Origin of the sequence: Aeromonas enteropelogenes (assembly GCF_020097295.1) — a bacterium.
Taxonomy (GTDB): domain Bacteria; phylum Pseudomonadota; class Gammaproteobacteria; order Enterobacterales; family Aeromonadaceae; genus Aeromonas; species Aeromonas enteropelogenes.
Genome location: NZ_CP083625.1, coordinates 2,645,020 through 2,663,709, shown reverse-complemented (window position 1 = coordinate 2,663,709; position 18,690 = coordinate 2,645,020). Strand labels below are relative to the sequence as shown.

General features: G+C 57.9%; 16 protein-coding genes. 13 read left to right on the top strand and 3 right to left on the bottom strand.

Translation table 11 applies throughout. The features are described from left to right. Positions 1–69: 69 nt before the first annotated feature. The gene (locus LA321_RS12630; protein ID WP_042072120.1) at positions 70–1,194 is read right to left on the bottom strand and encodes an HD domain-containing phosphohydrolase; all 1,125 of its coding nucleotides are present in this window, start codon (positions 1,192–1,194) and stop codon (positions 70–72) included. Positions 1,195–1,438: 244 nt separating this feature from the next. Here LA321_RS12630 and rimO point away from each other — a divergent pair, with 244 nt between their 5' ends. Beyond that, positions 1,439–2,767, top strand: a complete 1,329-nt coding sequence (gene rimO / locus LA321_RS12625; RefSeq protein WP_042072122.1) for a 30S ribosomal protein S12 methylthiotransferase RimO — start codon at positions 1,439–1,441, stop codon at positions 2,765–2,767. 118 nt (positions 2,768–2,885) lie between these two features. On the opposite strand, the gene LA321_RS12620 is transcribed toward rimO, so the two are convergent. Then, positions 2,886–3,116 (bottom strand): hypothetical protein, encoded by a 231-nt coding sequence (locus LA321_RS12620; RefSeq protein ID WP_156141103.1) that lies wholly within the window; start codon positions 3,114–3,116, stop codon positions 2,886–2,888. A gap of 388 nt (positions 3,117–3,504) precedes the next feature. Here LA321_RS12620 and LA321_RS12615 point away from each other — a divergent pair, with 388 nt between their 5' ends. The 12 genes from LA321_RS12615 to LA321_RS12560 all read left to right on the top strand — a co-directional run bounded on the left by LA321_RS12615 (position 3,505) and on the right by LA321_RS12560 (position 17,906). Beyond that, a complete protein-coding gene (locus tag LA321_RS12615) occupies positions 3,505–5,247 on the top strand; it encodes an AIPR family protein (protein ID WP_082043431.1) in 1,743 nt (580 codons plus the stop codon). 679 nt (positions 5,248–5,926) lie between these two features. Next, entirely contained in the window at positions 5,927–7,834 is a 1,908-nt protein-coding gene (locus tag LA321_RS12610) for a PTS fructose transporter subunit IIABC (protein WP_042072125.1), read from the top strand. A 459-nt stretch (positions 7,835–8,293) separates the two neighbouring features. After that, complete coding sequence (gene uhpT, locus LA321_RS12605; protein WP_042024852.1) at positions 8,294–9,700, top strand: hexose-6-phosphate:phosphate antiporter; 1,407 nt, start codon at positions 8,294–8,296, stop codon at positions 9,698–9,700. 231 nt (positions 9,701–9,931) lie between these two features. Continuing rightward, positions 9,932–10,237, top strand: a complete 306-nt coding sequence (locus LA321_RS12600) for a PTS fructose transporter subunit IIB (RefSeq protein ID WP_042072126.1) — start codon at positions 9,932–9,934, stop codon at positions 10,235–10,237. Beyond that, positions 10,237–11,004, top strand: coding sequence for a PTS sugar transporter subunit IIA (locus LA321_RS12595; RefSeq protein ID WP_042072127.1), 768 nt, complete (start codon positions 10,237–10,239; stop codon positions 11,002–11,004). Before LA321_RS12600 ends, LA321_RS12595 begins: the two co-directional genes overlap by 1 nt. A 76-nt stretch (positions 11,005–11,080) precedes the next feature. Continuing rightward, positions 11,081–11,917, top strand: a complete 837-nt coding sequence (gene rluE, locus LA321_RS12590) for a 23S rRNA pseudouridine(2457) synthase RluE (RefSeq protein ID WP_042072129.1) — start codon at positions 11,081–11,083, stop codon at positions 11,915–11,917. A gap of 26 nt (positions 11,918–11,943) precedes the next feature. Beyond that, the gene (locus tag LA321_RS12585) at positions 11,944–12,411 is read left to right on the top strand and encodes an NUDIX hydrolase (RefSeq protein ID WP_042024848.1); all 468 of its coding nucleotides are present in this window, start codon (positions 11,944–11,946) and stop codon (positions 12,409–12,411) included. Positions 12,412–12,568: 157 nt separating this feature from the next. Then, on the top strand, positions 12,569–13,675 hold the full coding sequence (gene mnmA / locus LA321_RS12580; RefSeq protein WP_026455795.1) for a tRNA 2-thiouridine(34) synthase MnmA: 1,107 nt from the start codon (positions 12,569–12,571) through the stop codon (positions 13,673–13,675). Between the two features lie 165 nt (positions 13,676–13,840). Continuing rightward, entirely contained in the window at positions 13,841–14,452 is a 612-nt protein-coding gene (hflD, locus tag LA321_RS12575) for a high frequency lysogenization protein HflD (RefSeq protein WP_026455796.1), read from the top strand. Positions 14,453–14,573: 121 nt separating this feature from the next. Further along, positions 14,574–15,944, top strand: coding sequence for an adenylosuccinate lyase (gene purB / locus LA321_RS12570; RefSeq protein ID WP_042072130.1), 1,371 nt, complete (start codon positions 14,574–14,576; stop codon positions 15,942–15,944). A 180-nt stretch (positions 15,945–16,124) separates the two neighbouring features. Continuing rightward, a complete protein-coding gene (locus tag LA321_RS12565) occupies positions 16,125–17,255 on the top strand; it encodes a ribosomal protein uL16 3-hydroxylase (RefSeq protein WP_042072132.1) in 1,131 nt (376 codons plus the stop codon). A 243-nt stretch (positions 17,256–17,498) separates the two neighbouring features. After that, positions 17,499–17,906 carry a hypothetical protein gene (locus LA321_RS12560; protein WP_201940274.1) on the top strand — a complete coding sequence of 136 codons (408 nt, stop codon included), beginning with the start codon at positions 17,499–17,501 and terminating at the stop codon, positions 17,904–17,906. Positions 17,907–17,951: 45 nt separating this feature from the next. Here the strand turns inward: LA321_RS12560 and LA321_RS12555 are convergent, their stop codons facing one another. Next, on the bottom strand, positions 17,952–18,488 hold the full coding sequence (locus LA321_RS12555) for a GNAT family N-acetyltransferase (RefSeq protein ID WP_042072134.1): 537 nt from the start codon (positions 18,486–18,488) through the stop codon (positions 17,952–17,954). Positions 18,489–18,690 lie beyond the last annotated feature (202 nt).

Genomic DNA, 18,690 nt, shown 5'->3' with positions numbered 1-18,690 from the left:
GGTTATCGGGCAACCAGCACAGGCCGTATAGAGAAAGGAGAAGGGGGCACCTGACAGTGCCCCCTTTCATCATGCCGGATTGGCCTGCTCTACCGTTTTTCCGAGCGTGAAGGCCGGATCCTGATACTGCTGATGGATGGCAAGAAAGGCCGCCTTGTTGTGCAGCGCCGCCGCAACACAAGACGGGTCAAACTGACTGCCGGCATACTCTTCCAGATAATGAAAGGCCGTGTCGAAATCCCAGGGCTCCTTGTAGGGGCGCCTGCTGGTGAGGGCATCAAACACGTCGGCCACCGTCACTATCCGTGCGGCCAGCGGGATGGCCTCGCCGATCAGCCCATAGGGATAGCCCGTGCCATCGAAGCGCTCATGATGATGGGTGATGATGTGCTTCAACATGTCGATGTGATGAATGCCATCGAGGCCGAACTCCTTGATCATCAGCGCTATCATCTCCTCCCCCTTGAGGGTGTGGGTCTGCATGACAGCAAACTCCTCCGGTGTCAGCTTGCCCTGCTTGAGCAAGATGGCATCGGGCACCGCAATCTTGCCGATGTCGTGAAGCTCCGAAAAGAGATGAATGAACTCCACCTCTTCATCGTTAAGATCATGGCTCGGGGCCAGGGTCCTGGCGATCAGGCGGGCATAGGCCGACATCCGCCGCAAGTGGTTGGCCGTCTCCTCATCCCGATAGCGGCTGAACTCCCGCGCCGTAGTCAGGGCCCCGTTCAGGGTCTGAATTGAGAAAAACTCCACCGCTATGATGGCCGCCAGCATCTGGGCATAAGCTGCCAGCTCGTTACACAGGGGAACACTGAAATAATCCGGCTCCCTGGCATCGCAGAACAGAAAGCCAAACAGCCTGTCATTGAACAGCAGCGGTTCGGTATAGCTGGAGGCATACCCCGCCTCCAGCAGCTTGCGGCTGTGCTCCGCGGGGGAGCCTTTTAAGGATGCCAGGGTATCGAGCACGCGGGATTGCTGATGAGTGGCCAGATAATTCAGGGAGGGCACGTCGCTCAACTTGATCTCGTACTGCATCAGGGGAGAGGGGCCGTCGGTGCTGTGGCTGAATGTCTTGAGCTGATCCGTATGCTGATCGTAGATCGCAATGGCCACCCGGCTCAGCTTGTCAAAACGCTGGCGCAGGGTGGCGTGCATACTCTGCATGCGATCACCAAATGAGTTGTCCATTCCTTCCCCCATCCCTTTATCTGCTGGAAGTATAGTGAATCTACTCTACTCTCCCGGCTCAAATAACATATGGCTCAACAAGATATCTGTGCCACCGGGTCGTCACGGGGAACGCGCACCGCGCCGTTATCACCCCGGATGACAGAGATAGTTCCGCTCCAGTGTGTCAGCTGTATAGTTTTTGGTTAGCCATTTAGGTAAAATCCGCGCCCTTGAAGTAAAGCCACCTAAGAGTGATTGAGCGATGTCCAACACAAAACAGGCCCCCAAAGTAGGATTCGTCTCCTTGGGTTGCCCCAAAAACCTGGTCGATTCCGAGCGCATCCTGACCCAGCTGCGTACCGAAGGGTACGACGTGGTGCCCAGCTATGACGATGCCGAGCTGGTCGTCGTCAACACCTGCGGCTTTATCGACAGCGCGGTGCAGGAGTCTCTGGAAGCCATCGGCGAAGCCCTGGCCGAAAACGGCAAGGTGATCGTCACTGGTTGCCTTGGCGCCAAAGAGAACCAGATCCGCGAGATCCACCCCAAGGTGCTCGAGATCACCGGTCCCCACGCCTATGAAGAGGTGCTGGGCCACGTTCACAAATACGTGGAGAAGCCGCAACACAACCCCTTTACCAGCCTGGTGCCGGCCCACGGCGTCAAGCTGACCCCCCGTCACTACGCCTACCTGAAGATTTCCGAAGGCTGCAACCACCGCTGCACCTTCTGCATCATCCCCTCCATGCGCGGGGATCTGGTGAGCCGCCCCATCGGCGAGGTACTGGCCGAGGCCAAGCGCCTGAAAGAGGCCGGCGTGAAGGAGATCCTGGTGATCTCCCAGGACACCTCCGCCTACGGCGTCGACGTAAAACACCGCACCGGCTTCTACGACGGCATGCCGGTCAAGACCAGCATGGTCGCCCTGTGCGAAGAGCTGGCCAAGCTCGATATCTGGGTGCGTCTGCACTACGTCTACCCCTATCCGCACGTGGATGACGTCATCCCCCTGATGCGCGATGGCAAGGTATTGCCCTACCTCGATATCCCGCTGCAGCATGCCAGCCCGCGCATCCTGAAACTGATGAAGCGTCCCGGCACCGTCGAGCGCACCCTGGAGCGGATCCAGAAGTGGCGCGAGATCTGCCCCGAGATCACCCTGCGCTCCACCTTTATCGTCGGCTTCCCGGGCGAGACCGAGGAGGACTTCCAGATGCTGCTCGACTTTATCGACAAGGCGGAGCTGGATCGGGTCGGCTGCTTCAAATACAGCCCGGTCGAGGGCGCCAAGGCCAACGAACTGCCGGATCCCGTGCCCGAAGAGGTACAGGAAGAGCGCTTCCAGCGCTTTATGGAGCTGCAACAGCAGGTCTCCATCCGCAAGCTCGCCCGCAAGGTCGGCCAGGAGATGACCATCATCATCGACGAAGTGGATGAAGAGGGTGCCACCGGCCGCTCCGCCGCCGATGCCCCCGAGATCGACGGTCTGGTCTACCTCAACGGTGAAACCAGCCTCAAGCCCGGCGACATGGTCAAGGTGCGCATCGACGAAGCCGATGAATATGACCTGTGGGCCAGCCTGATCGGCTAACCTCCTCTCATAATAAAAAGGCGCCCTCGGGCGCTTTTTTATTGCCTGACTATCGGTGGCGATCAGTTAGGGTTGCAACCTGAGGCGACAGTCATTCAAGGCAACGCCAAAAAATCCCTCACATCAAGGCCGGTAACCAGATACCACTTTGCCCATCGAGCTCCACCGATAACCACTTTCGCCAGTCATGGGCGAGCAAATAATCATCGGCTAATAACTTATTTATTGATCTATAGCCGGTTTTTATCGGCTCCCTGTTTTGCTCCCCCACCGTCTTGGTTAATATGCCCCACTTGGCAACCAAAGCTTCATTGGAGTCATCTTTATGACTCAGCATTGTTTCCAGCACGGGCAGCCACCCAGCCTTACCGGGCCACCAGCAGGTAACAAACAGCAGACTGAGGGCTGAAACTCAGGGGCGGTAGCGTGAGTTTTATGCTCCATCTCTAACATGGTGCTGATCAATACGTGGGTGGTCGAAGCGCAGAAACAGGCGCTGGTATAAGTTGTATCCCGCTAATCTTCTCCAACCAGAATGTGGATGGATTTAATAACGACAATGCCTACCACCATTTTCAGGGGAGGTTAAAGAATATCTCAGTAGTTAGGTAATAAATAAGTGGGTTTATTGTTGGGACAGGATAAATTATCCTCTCTCTCGATAATATTTTCGCAAGAGTCCAATTACGCTTCGCTAATCGAACCTACGGACCTCAACAACAAAAACAAGAGAACATATGGCTATCAATCCAATAATAAGAGCTCAAATAAAAACCTTTAGGGAAATGAATCCACATGAGGAAATGAATGACTCAGAACTTTTTGAAGTAATGTCAATATTTTCGATCGAGAACGGTGTTCTCGGTGAAAACATTGATCCATTTAAGGCGCATCTAAAAGGCGATGAATTTGGGATTGATGGTGTTGCTATATCTATTCAAGGTAAGCTCTGTACTGATGTTGATGAGGCGGCCGAAGTCCTTTCCATCGGGAAAAACCACTCCTCTGAATTTCATTTTTTCCAATCAAAAATCTCGGATAGTCTTGATTATGGCGAGATTTCAAAATTCCTTGATGCTGTATATGATTTCTTTACTGAGCAAAAGTTGATAAAAGGTGATCAAATAGAAAGCCTGTTCGATGTAAAAGACGAGATATATAATGCAGCAGCCAAAACCAGTCCAGCACTAAAATGTTATTACTGCACTACTGGTTCAGGCGCCATTTCTGAATTAATCAACGGACTAATCCAGACAAATAAAATTCGTCTAAATGAGTTGAATATATTTAGTAGTATACTCATTGAGTGTGTCGGTGCTAAAGTAATTCAAAATGGATTTCGCTCAGCGACAAATTCTACATCCGCGAGTATAAATTTCCAGAAAGCAATAACAATGCCCACTCACGAAAGTGTGGATGAGGCATACATTGGTTATGTACCAGCATCCGAAATTTTAAAAATCGCTCTTGGTGAGCCAGATCAAGATGGTATCAGACATATAAATCGTTCAATTTTTTATGATAATGTAAGAGATTTCAACCCTGACTCTGACATTAATAAATCAATAATTGCAGAACTGGAAGCAGGGGGGCATGAATCTTTTGTTTTTAAAAACAATGGTATTACTGTTGTATCAAAAAGTATAGATAGAAAAGGTGACGTTTTTAATCTAGAAGATTACCAAATTGTCAATGGATGCCAAACAACAAATATTCTTTCACACATTCACGATAATGTAGATAAAATATCTGTCCCCTTACGATTAATAGGGTGTAGCAATACAGACTTTATTTCTAGCATTATTATAGGCACAAATCGTCAAAATGAAGTTAGAGAAGACCAATTTTGGGCCCTACTACCATTCATGAAAGATTTGGAAGAATACTGCGCAGCTCAAAGCAGCGAAGATAGAATATTTATAGAGAGACGAGATAATCAATATCGAGATATTTCTGTTGAGCGTACAAGAATCCTCCGGCCCTCTGACTTGATGAAAGTGGCCGCAGCCATGTTCTTCTTTCAACCACATAGAGCCGCAAGAGATCACAGAGGTATTAGAAAAGAGTTTAGAGATAAAATATTCTCTAAAAAACATAATGTTGAACTATATCACGTTGCAGCATTAGCATTATATAAGTTCGACTTTCTTTTGAGAACATCCAAGATCGACAGGTCACGTGGAATATTTAGATTTTACATACTATATGCATTGGTAAGAAAACATTGGAATCACCCAACTTTGCTTGATGCCCCACCAAAAAGCCAGAGGTTATTAAAAGAAAAAGTTTTCGCCATTTTAAATGATAATGAGAAATTTGTGGAACATATTGAAGAAGTCGCAGTAAAGCTTGAGAGCATATTATCTAAATATAGTGTGAGTACTCGAGAAAAAATTAGAGACTTCATTAGAACTGAAACTATGGTTGATGAATTTAATAAAGGCTTGTTAAATAAAAAGCGCAAGAGTCAATCAACATAATTAGCATTAATAAATAACACAAAAAATCATTCGAATCATTTTATTTCATGGCTCGCAGATTCGAATCACGAAGCGTATTCGGATATTCGCGTAATCAACCCGGTAGGGTGTAATAAGCGCAGCGCATTACACCTCTACCTTCCAGCCACCATATCAGCGGTGCAATTCACTCCGTTTATTGCACCCTACGGGCACCATTCCTATGGCTCCACATGCCCACAAAGGTGGTCTATCCCCCTCTGATGGTCCAACCCATTTCTCCACCTATCCCCTCGCCGGCCTCCCCTTATCAAGCGCCTTATCACCGCCATTTATGTGCGTCAGCTCACACCCCACGCTCTCTTTTCACCTCACAAATTTATAGTTTCACACCGTTTCCTGGCCGGATAACATCCCCCTCCATCACAAAAGCACGTTGAAAGAATAAAACTCAAGGTGCTGATTTTTAAAAATAAAAAATCACTCATCGATTCAATTCAGACCCATTTTGTCAGCTGCTCTGCGGTGAGATCAGGGTCACACTCAGGCCATAACCGCACAAAAATCCAGTTATTCGCACATTTGTCCGATAGGGTGACTGACTCCCCGGCGCGATAATAGCCAGGTCAAGTTTTGTCTGCATGCCGACCGCACAAGGGCGGCATACCAACAGCTCCATCAAGGGAGCGGGGAGAGCACCATGATCACCACACTGATCAATGAACATCTGATCAATCTCGATTTGAAAGCGACGCACAAGGAGGGGGTCTTCCACGAGATGGCCGCCCTGCTGGCGGCGCAAGGCAAGGTCAGCAACCAGCAGGCCTTTATCAAGGACTTGTGGGCACGTGAGGAACTCGGTAACACCGGCTTCGAGGAAGGAGTGGCCCTGCCCCACGCCAAGAGCACGGCGGTGAGCACCCCGGCGGTGGCCATCGGCATCAGCCGCGCCGGCATCGAGTACGGCGCCGAGGATGGCAAGCCGTCCCACCTCTTTTTCATGATCGCCTCCCCCGACGGGGGCGCCAACCACCATATCGAGGTGCTGGCCGAGCTCTCCGCCAAGCTGATTGAAGAGGGCTTTATCGATGCATTGCTGGCGGCCAGGACCCCGACCGAGGCACTGGCGCTGCTGCTTGAGAAAAAAGAGGAGCAAGCCGTCACTGCGACCACCAGCAAGGGGTTGATCATCGGCGTCACCGGCTGCCCGGCCGGTATCGCCCACACCTATCTGGCGGCGGAATCCCTGGAGCGCGCCGCCCGTGAACTCGGTTACGAAGTAAAGGTGGAGACCAACGGCTCCATCGGCGTCAAAAACAGCCCGACCGCGGACGAAATCGCCCGCGCCAGCGCCATCGTGGTGGCCTGCGACAAGCAGGTGGACATGGCCCGCTTCAATGGCAAGCCGCTTATCAAAACCGGCGTCAAAGCGCCCATCAAGGATGGCAAGGGGCTGATCGAGCAGGCCCTGAAGGCCCCCGCCTTTGTTGCGGACAAGGATGAGCGCAAGAGCGAGGAGAAGAGTGCCGGCGGCAGTTCGGATCTCTACCGCTATCTGATGAATGGCGTCTCCCATATGATCCCGTTTGTAGTCACGGGGGGCTTGCTCATTGCCCTGTCGCTCGCCATCGGCGGCAACCCGACCCCGAGCGGCATGCAGATCCCGGAAGGGAGCATGTGGAACCAGATCCTCAACGTGGGCGTGGCCGCCTTTACCCTGATGATCCCCATCCTGGCGGGCTATATCGCCTACGCCATCGGTGATCGTCCGGCGCTGGCGCCGGGATTTATCGGCGGCTGGATCGCCAACAACGGCAGCTTCTACGGCGCCGACGCCGGCACCGGTTTTATCGGCGCCATCATAGCGGGCCTCCTGGTCGGCTATCTGGTGCGCTGGATTGCGACTCGCCAGTACCACAAGATGGTGCAGCCGCTGGTGCCGATCCTGATCGCCCCCATCGTCGGGTCGCTCTTTATCGCCGCCGTCTTTATCTTCATCATCGGCGCCCCCATCGCCGACATGATGACGGGTCTGAACGCCATGCTGCTCTCCATGAGCGGTGGCAGCTTGGTACTGCTGGGGATTGTGCTCGGTGGCATGGCCGGCTTTGACATGGGTGGCCCGGTCAACAAGGTAGCCTTCCTGTTCTCGGTGGGCATGATCGCCTCCGGACAGACCCAGTTCATGGGCGCCATGGCCTGCGCCATCCCGGTCGCCCCCCTTGGCATGTCGCTGGCCACCGTACTCGGTCGCAAGCTCGGCATCTTCGATGCCTCTGAAATCGAAGCGGGCAAGGCCGCCGGTGCCATGGGTCTGGTGGGGATCTCCGAGGGCGCCATCCCGTTTGCCGCCCGCGACCCGCTCGCCGTCATTCCGGCCAATGTACTGGGCAGCATGACCGCCGCCGTGATGGCCTTCCTGTTTGGCATCACCAACAGCGTCGCTCACGGTGGCCCGATCGTGGCCCTGCTGGGTGCGGTCAACAAGCCGCTCTTGGCCCTGCTCTGCATGATCTGCGGCGCCATCGTCACCGGCGTGGTGGCAGTTGCCCTGAAAAAACTTCGCATGAAGAAGAGCGACGAGGCCATGCTCGCCAAAGCAGCCTGAGCGCTCCCCCGTCAGTGACCGTCAGTCATAACAAGAGGCCACCCCAGGGTGGCCTCTTTGCATTAGTGGATAAACGGCTCAAACAAGAATGGTTGCACCCTCTACTCATCCCGGCCCGCTCAGCTCCGATTGCCCTTGGCGCAATGTGATCCTCTTCACGCTTGATGGCGAAATCGGACAAAACTAGGAAAATTTCCTACCCCTGCTAGGGATGGCTCTCAAGCCATTTATTTCCCCCCTGACTAGAGTCAGCTCACCTGATGTCGTGACCCGCACAGCTCGTGGCGAAAGCCCCGCAGCTCCCGTGCAGGCCCGGGTTCATATGGACAAAGCGACGGCCGAACGCCTCGCTTGCCACCCCTTTTCATGACGTGACCTCTTCCAACGCTTGAACAACGACCAATAAACAGGCGGGAGGCACGGCGGAAATAGCGTCTATCTCGCAGAGGATGAACGAAGATGTTGAAACTGCTCCAACAGGTCCGGGTGCCCACCCTGGATCTGCCGGTCGAAGCCCGGCGCAAACTCTGGTTCAAGCCGTTTATGCAATCCTATCTGGTTGTATTCATCGGCTATCTGACCATGTATCTGATCCGCAAGAACTTCAACATTGCGCAGAACGACATGATCCAGACCTACGGTCTCTCCATGACCGAGCTTGGCATGATCGGCCTCGGCTTCTCCATCACCTACGGCGTGGGCAAGACCATCCTCTCCTACTATGCCGACGGCAAGAACACCAAGCAGTTCCTGCCGCTGATGCTGATCCTCTCCGCCCTGTGCATGCTGGGCTTCAGTGCCAGCATGGGTGGCACGGGTTTTAGCCTCTACCTGATGATCTTCTTCTACGCCCTGAGCGGCTTCTTCCAGAGCTGTGGCGGCTCCTGCAGCTACTCCACCATCACCAAGTGGACCCCCCGTAACAAGCGCGGCACCTATCTGGGCATGTGGAACCTCTCCCACAACGTGGGCGGCGCCGGTGCGGCCGGTGTGGCGCTGTTCGGCGCCAACTACCTGTTCGATGGCAACGTGCTCGGCATGTTCATCTTCCCCTCCATCATTGCGCTGATCGTCGGCTTTATCGGCCTGCGCTTTGGTAGCGACTCGCCGGAAGCCTACGGCCTTGGCAAGGTGGAAGAGCTGTTTGACGAAGCGGCGAGCGAAGAAGACGTTGCCACCGAAGAGCAGAAGCTGACCAAGTGGCAGATCTTCGTCAAGTACGTGCTGATGAACAAGGTGATCTGGCTGCTCTGCTTTGCCAACATCTTCCTCTACGTGGTGCGCATCGGTATCGACCAGTGGTCCACCGTCTATGCCCACCAGGAGCTCGGCTTCTCTAAGGACGTCGCCATCCAGGGCTTTACCTTCTTCGAAGTGGGCGCCCTGGTCGGCACCCTGATGTGGGGTTACCTCTCCGATCTGGCGAACGGTCGCCGTGGTCTGGTGGCCTGCGTGGCGCTGGCGCTCATCATCGCCACCCTGGGTCTCTACCAACACGCCACCACCCAGTTCATGTTCCTGGGCTCCCTGTTCCTGCTGGGCTTCCTGGTGTTTGGTCCGCAACTGCTGATCGGCGTGGCCGCCGTGGGCTTCGTACCCAAGCAGGGGATCAGTGTGGCCGATGGCGTCAAGGGTACCTTCGCCTACCTCATCGGTGACAGCTTCGCCAAACTGGGTCTGGGCATGATCGCCGACGGTACCCCCATCTTCGGCCTGACCGGCTGGAGCGGCACCTTCGCCGCGCTCGACATTGCCGCAGCCGCCTGTCTGGTGCTGATGGCCTGTGTGGCCATCGCGGAAGAGCGCAAGATCCGCCGCCTCAAGCGTGAGCTGAAAGCCGCCGAGCTGGCGACCCAGTCCGCCTAAGGGACAAAGTTCCTACTCCATACACGCTCTTGTGTCCATCCGGCCCGTCCAGTTGACGGGCCGGTTTTTTATCAGTCTCAGCCATTATCAAATGACCCCGCCCCTGCACACTAGGTGTACAGACACAAGGTCAGGTCCCACTCCAGATCCCATTTTCAGCCCCCACCTTTGGCAAGGGTCCGGAGTTGGCGCTATCTTGTGGCACCCTTTTGCCAACAAAACAGAGAGCTGATGAAGATCGTCGCCGTCACCGCCTGTCCCACCGGCATCGCCCACACCTACATGGCCGCCGAGGCCCTGCAAAAAGCCGCCGCCGCCCTTGGCCTCAAGATCAAGGTAGAGACCCAGGGAGCCATGGGGATGGAGAACATGTTGACCGCCCGGGACATCGCCGCCGCCGAACTGGTGCTGATCGCCTCGGACATCGAGATCGAGCAAAAAGAGCGCTTTCTCGGCTGTCGCACCCATCAGGTGCGCCTCGAGACAGTGTTGATCAATGCCCAGGCCGTGCTCAGGGGGCTGCCGCTGCAGGCCTGATGCTGACCCGCGAGATCACCTTCTACTGCCATCAGGGCATGAGCATCACCCAGGCCAAGCAACTGAGTCGGCTGGCAGGGATGTTCAAATCCTGCATTCGCGGCGCCAATCTCACCCGCCGCCAAACCGTAACGGTGAGCAACCAGCTCTCCCTGCTCACCCTGGCCATCCAGCCCGGGGATCTCTGCCAGTTGCAGATAGAGGGGAACGACGCCGAGCTGGCCCACATGGCCTTTACCTGCTGGTGCGGCGAGCTGGGCCAGCCACTGGTGCGCCCGGCAACCGCCGCCCTGGCCGAGCAGCGCCTGGCCGGCGCCCTGCCCGACTATTGCTTTACCCTGGCCCAGCTTGGCCACTGCCAGACAGGGCTGGACAAGGCCCAGGCCCTCTCGCAGCTTATCGATCTGCTGCCTACGCAGCTGGTCACCGACAGCGCCGGGCTGGCCGACGAGCTGACCGCCCGCGAACAGATCGCCGCCACCATCATACGCCCGGGGCTGGCCATGCCCCATGTGTTGAGCTCAAGGGTGACCCGGCCCGCGCTGGCCCTGCTGGCCAGCAAGGCCCCCATCGAGTGGGGCTCCCGGATAGGGCCGGTGCAGACCCTCATCCTGCTGGCGATCCCCGCCGGTAGCCCGCGCGAGACCCTGCTTCCCCTCACCCGGCTGGCCCGCGCCATGCTAGACGACGTCATCGCCAGCGCCCTGCTCAAAGCAAGTTCAGCCCCTGCGCGCCAAGCCATCGTCATCGAGAGCCTGCTCGGCTGAAAAGCGCCCCCGTTCATCTCGCCGACAAGCCCCTGTGATACACTCGCTGCCATTGTTCGTTTGACGTGTGTATCCGATGAAATCTGCCCGCTCCCGCCTCTCCCTCTCTGCGCGCCCACCTCGTGACAAGGGGCCCCGAGTCTCCTCCGCTCCCCGCAAGCCACAGGTGGCCCCGGCCGATCGCAAGCTACTGCTGCTGAACAAGCCCTACATGGTGCTCTGCCAGTTCACCGACGAGGCCGGGCGGGAAACCCTCAAGGATTACATCAAAGAGCCCGGCATCTATGCCGCAGGCCGGCTCGACCGCGACAGCGAGGGGCTCTTGCTGCTCACCAACGACGGCAAGCTGCAGGCACGCCTCACCCAGCCGGGGGAGAAGACCCCCAAGACCTACTGGGTCCAGGTGGAAGGAGTGCCGAGCGAAGCGGCACTGAAGGCCCTGCGCGCCGGTGTGGAGCTTAACGACGGCATGACCCTGCCCGCCGGGGCGCGCATCATGGATGAACCCGACGTGTGGCCACGCAATCCGCCCATTCGCGAGCGCAAGGAGATCCCCACCTGCTGGCTCGAGATCAAGATCATCGAGGGGCGCAACCGCCAGGTGCGACGCATGACCGCCCATATCGGCCACCCCACCTTGCGTCTTATCCGCTACGCCATTGGCGACTGGACCCTCGATGATCTGGCGCCCGGCGAGAGCCGCAGCCTGCCGGCGCCGGAACTGGCTCCCCTTAACCCACCGCCCCGTCGCAGCGGCCAGACCGGCCAACCGCATAGCCCCCGGGCGGCACGCCCCGCAGGCAGCAAACCACGGGGGCAAACTCAAACCACAAACCCGGTCCCTGCCGGCAACAAGCCCCGCAGCGGTGGCCGGGGCAGCGCGCGCCGGCCGGCCCGCGGCGGCCAATCCTGAATGAATCAACGAGACAAGGAGTCCCTATGAGCGATCATCCACCGCTGCCCACCCGCCTCACCGTCGCCGCCCTGGTGCACTGGCAGGGCCGTTTTCTGGTGGTCGAAGAGGAGATAAGGGGTCAGCGGCGCTTCAATCAGCCTGCCGGCCATGTGGAGCCGGGGGAAAACCTGCTTGAAGCGGCCTGCCGCGAGCTGAAGGAAGAGACCGGGCTCATCGCCAGCCCCACCGCCTGGCTGGGGACCTATCTCTACAAGCCGGCGGACAGCGAGGCCACCTATGTGCGCATCGCCATGGTGTTCGACCTTGAAAAAGCCCCGGGGCAGCACCATCCAGAGGATCCCGACGGCGACGTGCTGGCCTGCCACTGGTTGACACTAGAGGAGCTTGGCGAGTGCAAATCCTCTTTGCGCAGCCCCCTGGTGTGGCAGTGCATCCAGGATTATCTGGCGGGCACCCGCTTGCCCCTCTCTGCGCTCAAGGCCTTTATCTGAGGCCATTTGACGCCGATTGCCGACTCGTGGGGTAATGAAGAGAAAAACGATTTCCTGCCATCGGGTTCCTGATGGGAACGGCGGCATGGAGATGTGACCGGGGGCGCAAAACTCTGGTAGAATACGCCCCGTTTAAACGAACTGGTAACTTCGACTAATGACAGACAACAGCCAAATCAAGGTGATCGTCGGCATGTCCGGCGGCGTGGATTCTTCCGTCTCGGCCTACCTGCTCCAGCAGCAGGGCTATCAGGTCGAAGGCTTGTTCATGAAGAACTGGGAAGAAGACGACACGGACGAGTACTGCTCTGCCGCCCAGGATTTGGCTGATGCCAAGGCCGTCTGCGACAAGCTGGGGATCAAACTCCACACCATCAACTTCGCCGCCGAGTACTGGGACAACGTGTTCGAGCACTTCCTGGAAGAGTACAAGGCGGGGCGCACGCCGAACCCGGATATCCTGTGCAACAAGGAGATCAAGTTCAAGGCGTTCCTCGAATTTGCCGCCGAAGAGCTGGGGGCCACCTACATCGCCACCGGCCACTATGTGCGCCGTGACGACAGCACCGGCCGTCCGCGCCTGCTGCGCGGTCTCGACACCAACAAGGATCAGAGCTACTTCCTCTACACCCTGAGTGAAAAGCAGGTGGGCCAAAGCCTGTTCCCGGTCGGGGATCTAGAAAAACCCGAGGTGCGCCGCATCGCCGAGCAGCTGGATCTCATTACTGCCAAGAAGAAGGACTCCACCGGTATCTGCTTTATCGGCGAGCGCAAGTTCAAGGACTTCCTGGCCAAGTTCCTGCCTGCCCAGCCCGGTGACATCGAGACCGTGGATGGCAAGGTGATCGGCACCCACCAGGGATTGATGTATCACACCCTGGGCCAGCGCAAGGGGCTCGGCATCGGTGGCCGCAAGGATGCCACCGAAGAGGCCTGGTACGTGGTGGACAAAGAAGTGGAGCGCAACGTGCTGGTGGTCGCCCAGGGCGAACATCCCCGTCTCTACTCCGACGGCCTCATCGCGAGCCAATTGCACTGGGTGGATCGCACTCCCATTCGCGAGCCGCGCCGCTGCACCGTCAAGACCCGTTACCGCCAGCAGGATATCCCCTGCCTGATCCAGCCCATCGACGACGAGACCATCCGGGTGATCTTCGACGAGAAGCAGGCAGCGGTCACCCCGGGCCAATCCGCCGTCTTCTACGACGGGGAAGTGTGCCTGGGCGGTGGCATTATCGAACAGCGTTTCAGCCATCCGGTCTAAGGGATGAGACTGCCGTTTCGGGGCAAAGCCTGGCGCCAGCGCCCCGAAACCCGTCATCCGGTTGAACAGCACAAATAGAAGGCAGCATACGTGAGCGACAAATTCCAAGGCCGGATCATGGCCTGCTGCAATATCAGCCAGTGAATGAAATAGGGCCGTGAACTTATGAGCGACAAATTCCAAGACAGAACCATGGCCTTCGCCGGCATCTGCCAGGCCGCCTATCTGGTACAGAAGGTGGCCCGTGACGGTACCTGCGACGAGGCCTCCCTGCGCGAGAGCCTGCAAAGCATCCTGGTTACCGATCCCAAGCAGCCGCTGGACGTATTCGGCAATCACCTGGCCATTCGCGACGGCTACCGCGCCCTGGTCGACCAGCTGGGCGCCGACGGCAGCCAGAAGAACGCCGAGCTGACCCGCTACGTGGTGAGTCTGATTGCGCTGGAACGCAAGCTGGCCAAGCGCAAGGACATTCTCAACATGCTGGGCGAGCGGATCAGCCAGATCGGCCGCCAGCAACAGCATTTCGATCTGCTCGACGAGCAGATCCTGGCCAACATGGCGAGCATCTACAGCGATCTTATCAGCCCCATCGGGCCGCGCATCCAGGTAGCGGGCACCCCGCTGTTCCTGCAACAGCCGCTGGTGCAACACAAGGTGCGCGCCCTGCTGCTGGCCGGTATTCGCGCCGTGGTGCTGTGGCGCCAGCTGGGCGGCAGCCGCACCCAAATCATCTTCGCCCGCAAGAAGATGGTCGAACTGGCCAAACGTTACTAATCATCGCTCGCGCCCGGGCAGAGAGGTCGACATCAAGGTGAACAGCCGCACATCAGCCTTGATAACCACTGCAAGCGCGCGAGTGGATTCGAATCCCCCACACACATCAGGAGTTCACCACATGGAGCTGTCAGCGCTGACTGCTGTTTCCCCGATTGACGGTCGTTATGGCGACAAGGCCGATGCCCTGCGTCCCATCTTCTCCGAATTCGGCCTGCTGCGTTTTCGCGTCGAAGTCGAGGTGCGCTGGTTGCAGAAACTGGCCAGCCACGCCGGGATCCCGGAAGTCCCTGCCCTGAGCGCGGCCGCCAGTGCCCTGCTCGACGGTATTGTCAGCAACTTCAACGAAGCCGACGCCGCGCGCATCAAACAGATCGAGCGCACCACCAACCATGATGTGAAAGCGGTGGAGTACTTCCTGAAAGAGAAGGTGGAAGTGAACCCCGAGCTCGCTGCCGTCAGCGAGTTCATCCACTTCGCCTGCACCTCCGAAGACATCAACAACAACTCCCACGGCCTGATGTTGAAAACCGCCCGGGAAGAGGTGATCAAGCCTTACTGCGAGAAGCTCATCGGCGAGATCAAGCGCCTGGCCGCCGAGTATCGCGACATGCCGCTGCTGTCGCGCACCCACGGTCAGCCGGCCACCCCGAGCACCATGGGCAAGGAGATGGCCAACGTCGCCTACCGTCTGGAGCGCCAGCTCAAGCAGATCATGGCGGTCGAGATCCTCGGCAAGATCAACGGCGCCGTGGGCAACTACAACGCCCACCTCAGCGCCTATCCGGATGTGGACTGGCACCAGTTCTCCGAGGAGTTCGTCACTTCCCTTGGCCTGACCTGGAACCCCTATACCACCCAGATCGAGCCGCACGACTACATCGCCGAGCTGTTCGACGCCATGGCGCGCTTCAACACTATCCTCATCGACTTTGACCGCGATGTGTGGGGCTACATCTCCCTGGGCCACTTCAAGCAGCGCACTATCGCCGGCGAAATCGGCTCCTCCACCATGCCGCACAAGGTCAACCCCATTGACTTCGAAAACTCCGAAGGCAATCTGGGTCTGGCCAACGCCGTGTTCCAGCACTTGGCGAGCAAACTGCCCATCTCCCGCTGGCAGCGTGACCTTACCGACAGCACAGTGCTGCGCAATCTGGGGGTGGCAGTGGGTTACTCCCTGATTGCCTATCAGGCGACCCTGAAGGGGATCTCCAAGCTGGAAGCCAACGCCGACGCCATGGCCGCCGATCTGGACGCCAACTGGGAAGTGCTGGCCGAACCGATCCAGACCGTGATGCGCCGCTACGGCATCGAGAAGCCCTATGAGAAGCTCAAAGAGCTGACCCGTGGCCGCCGCGTGGACGCCGAAGGCATGCGTACCTTTATCGACACCCTGGAATTGCCGGAAGCCGTGAAAGTCGAGCTGAAGAAGCTCACTCCGGCCAACTATATCGGCGACGCCCAGCGTCTGGTCGATCTGCTGAAATAAGCGGATAACCAATGAACAGGGGCCCTGTGCATGCTCTGCCACAGGGCCCCTGTTATTTTCGATCTGGGTCACTATTTTCGACCTGCGTCACTATGTTCAACGACGTAGCCATGTTCAACCGAGTGGTCTTGCCCAAGCCCGTCTTGGGCAAGCCCTCTCTCACAAGATACGAGAAGCACCATGTACCAACTCAATCTGGATATCGCTCACTTCCTTGAGCACTACTGGCAGAAGCGCCCGCTCCTTATCAAGGGCGGCTTCACCGACTTTCAGGATCCCATCAGCCCGGACGAGCTGGCGGGTCTGGCCATGGAAGAGGTGATTGAATCGCGCCTCGTCACCCGCTTCAACAACAAGTGGGAGGCAGCCCACGGCCCCTTCGAATCCTACGATCACCTGGGTGAGGAGAACTGGACCATACTGGTGCAGGCCTGCAACCACTGGGCGCCCGAGGTCAACGAGCTGGCACTGCCGTTCCAGTTCATCCCGGGCTGGCGTTTTGACGATGTGATGGTGAGCTTCTCCACCCCCCATGGCGGTGTCGGTCCCCATATCGACAACTACGACGTCTTCATCACCCAGGGTCAGGGCAAGCGCCACTGGCGCGTCGGCGATGCCACACCGCGCAATGAGTTCGCCGCCCACGCAGCCTTGCTGCACTGCGAGCCGTTCGAGGCGATCATCGACGTCATCATGGAGCCGGGCGACATCCTCTACATTCCGCCCGGATTCCCCCACGAGGGCTACGCCATCGAGCCCTCCCTGAACTTCTCGGTGGGCTTCCGTGCACCGGACGCCAAGGCGCTTATCTCCTCCTTTGCCGACCATCTGATCGACAACGACCTGCGTACCGAGCGCTACGGTGATCCTGACCTCAAGCCCCGCGCCCGCCACGGCGAAATCCAGCCCCACGAGCTGCACCGCCTGCGCGAGCTGATGCAACAGGTCCTCGATGACGAGACCCTGTTCAAGGAGTGGTTCGGTACCATGATCTCCGAGGCCAAGCACGATCTGGACGTCAATCCGGTGGAGCCGGACTACAGCGCCGACGAGGTGGCCGATCTGCTGACCCAGGGCGAGCCCGCCATCAAGGTGCCGGGGCTGCGCTCTGTCTGGTTCAGCGGCGAGAGCCAGACCTGCTACATCGACGGCGAAGCCTGGAGCCTGCCGAGCGAGGATGCTGCGGCCATCTCGCTGCTGTGCGACAAGGACATGGTCACCCAGGCCGACATGGTGGAACTTGCCGATCAGGCCGGCTTCCTGCAGCTGCTGACCCGTCTGGTCAACCGCGGTTACTGGTTCTTCAGCTGATCCCTCGCTGTGACAAAAGGCGCCTTCGGGCGCCTTTTTTCTCTCTGTGGCCACCGACCTCACATCATCTGCTGCCAACCAGGCCGACCCAGCGGCTCTTTTCACTTCTTGCCTGCTCCACAACCAGCTTTCGAAGCTGAACCCACTCTTGACGGCGCACCTGATGATGCTTTTTTGCACAAGTAAAAGCTCGTATCATGCGGTCATTGCTCAAGCAGACAGGTTCAAGAGAGAGGGTATCCCATGCAGATCAGCACTCGTCCCATGCCGTTGCCCGGTTATGACAACGCCTATCCCAAGCTGACCCCGGAGCAGATCAGCCAGGGCCGCGACAAGGCACTGGACAAGAAAGATGAGTATGTGGCGAAGCAGGAGGAGAAGGAGACTACCCGCCGCACCCTGGCCGTCTCCTATACCGAGCAGCAGCAGGACAAGGCCGCGGTGGATCGCTATCTGCAAGCCAGCGGCCAGGAGAGCGACGGGCAGAGCACCCCGACGGCCGCCGATATCTACCGGATGGAAGCGCGCCACCAGCAGCAACAGCAGCTCGGCGACTACCTGCAGTTCAGGCAGAGCCCCCTCGGCCAGCAGATGGGAGAGATGGTCGGTCAGGGCGACAAGCGGGGCAACCTGCTCGACATCATGGCCTGATCCCCATCAATGCAGATGAAAAAAGCCCTCATCGAGGGCTTTTTGCTATTCACACGCTTCCCGGTGTTCTTCCGCCACTTCATCAGGCAGTTCATCAAACAGGGGGTGGTAGAGCACTTCCCCGGCAACGCCCTCGAGGCCCCCCGGTTGCAGCTCCATCGCCATAAAGCAGTCGGCGGGCACCTCGTAGATACAGTGCAGGCCGAACTCGCTGGCCGGACGAAACCCGAAGCGGCTGTAATAGGCCGGGTCACCGAGCACCACCACCGCCTTCCAGTCCATCTCCAGCGCCGTATCCAGTCCTTCGCGGATCAGATCCGAACCTATGCCCTGCCCCTGCCAGTCGGGATGTACCGCCACCGGAGCCAGCCCGAGCCAGGGACCTTCCTCACCCGCAATGGTGATCGGGCTCAGCATCAGGTGTCCCATGAACTCGTACTCCTCCTCCTCGACCATGGTCACCACGGCGGCGCCGCATTCGCGCAGACGGTTGACCAGCTCGGCCTCATCGCAACGGCCAAAGGCGGCGCTCACCAGCTCATAGACCGGCAACATGTCGCCAGGGCGCTCGGTTCTCAACATACAGCGTTACTCCTCGTACAGCGGAGCGGCCATTATTCCACACAAGTGGCGAGCGGCCTGAGCGCCTTTATCCAGAAATGGGAGTGTGCACTCAGGAAAACGATTAACATACCTCTGGCGAGGGAGAGGAAATGAACTCGGATCGACCCGTGGCCAGGCTCTTCAACACAAAGGGATGAGATGGAAATGCCGGGCGCCCCCT

Coding starts and splice junctions, on each gene's coding strand:
- LA321_RS12630 (WP_042072120.1), bottom strand. CDS start 1,194: ATGGACAACTCATTTGGTGATCGCATGCAGAGTATGCACGCCACCCTG.
- rimO (WP_042072122.1), top strand. CDS start 1,439: ATGTCCAACACAAAACAGGCCCCCAAAGTAGGATTCGTCTCCTTGGGT.
- LA321_RS12615 (WP_082043431.1), top strand. CDS start 3,505: ATGGCTATCAATCCAATAATAAGAGCTCAAATAAAAACCTTTAGGGAA.
- LA321_RS12610 (WP_042072125.1), top strand. CDS start 5,927: ATGATCACCACACTGATCAATGAACATCTGATCAATCTCGATTTGAAA.
- uhpT (WP_042024852.1), top strand. CDS start 8,294: ATGTTGAAACTGCTCCAACAGGTCCGGGTGCCCACCCTGGATCTGCCG.
- LA321_RS12600 (WP_042072126.1), top strand. CDS start 9,932: ATGAAGATCGTCGCCGTCACCGCCTGTCCCACCGGCATCGCCCACACC.
- LA321_RS12595 (WP_042072127.1), top strand. CDS start 10,237: ATGCTGACCCGCGAGATCACCTTCTACTGCCATCAGGGCATGAGCATC.
- rluE (WP_042072129.1), top strand. CDS start 11,081: ATGAAATCTGCCCGCTCCCGCCTCTCCCTCTCTGCGCGCCCACCTCGT.
- LA321_RS12585 (WP_042024848.1), top strand. CDS start 11,944: ATGAGCGATCATCCACCGCTGCCCACCCGCCTCACCGTCGCCGCCCTG.
- mnmA (WP_026455795.1), top strand. CDS start 12,569: ATGACAGACAACAGCCAAATCAAGGTGATCGTCGGCATGTCCGGCGGC.
- hflD (WP_026455796.1), top strand. CDS start 13,841: ATGAGCGACAAATTCCAAGACAGAACCATGGCCTTCGCCGGCATCTGC.
- purB (WP_042072130.1), top strand. CDS start 14,574: ATGGAGCTGTCAGCGCTGACTGCTGTTTCCCCGATTGACGGTCGTTAT.
- LA321_RS12565 (WP_042072132.1), top strand. CDS start 16,125: ATGTACCAACTCAATCTGGATATCGCTCACTTCCTTGAGCACTACTGG.
- LA321_RS12560 (WP_201940274.1), top strand. CDS start 17,499: ATGCAGATCAGCACTCGTCCCATGCCGTTGCCCGGTTATGACAACGCC.
- LA321_RS12555 (WP_042072134.1), bottom strand. CDS start 18,488: ATGTTGAGAACCGAGCGCCCTGGCGACATGTTGCCGGTCTATGAGCTG.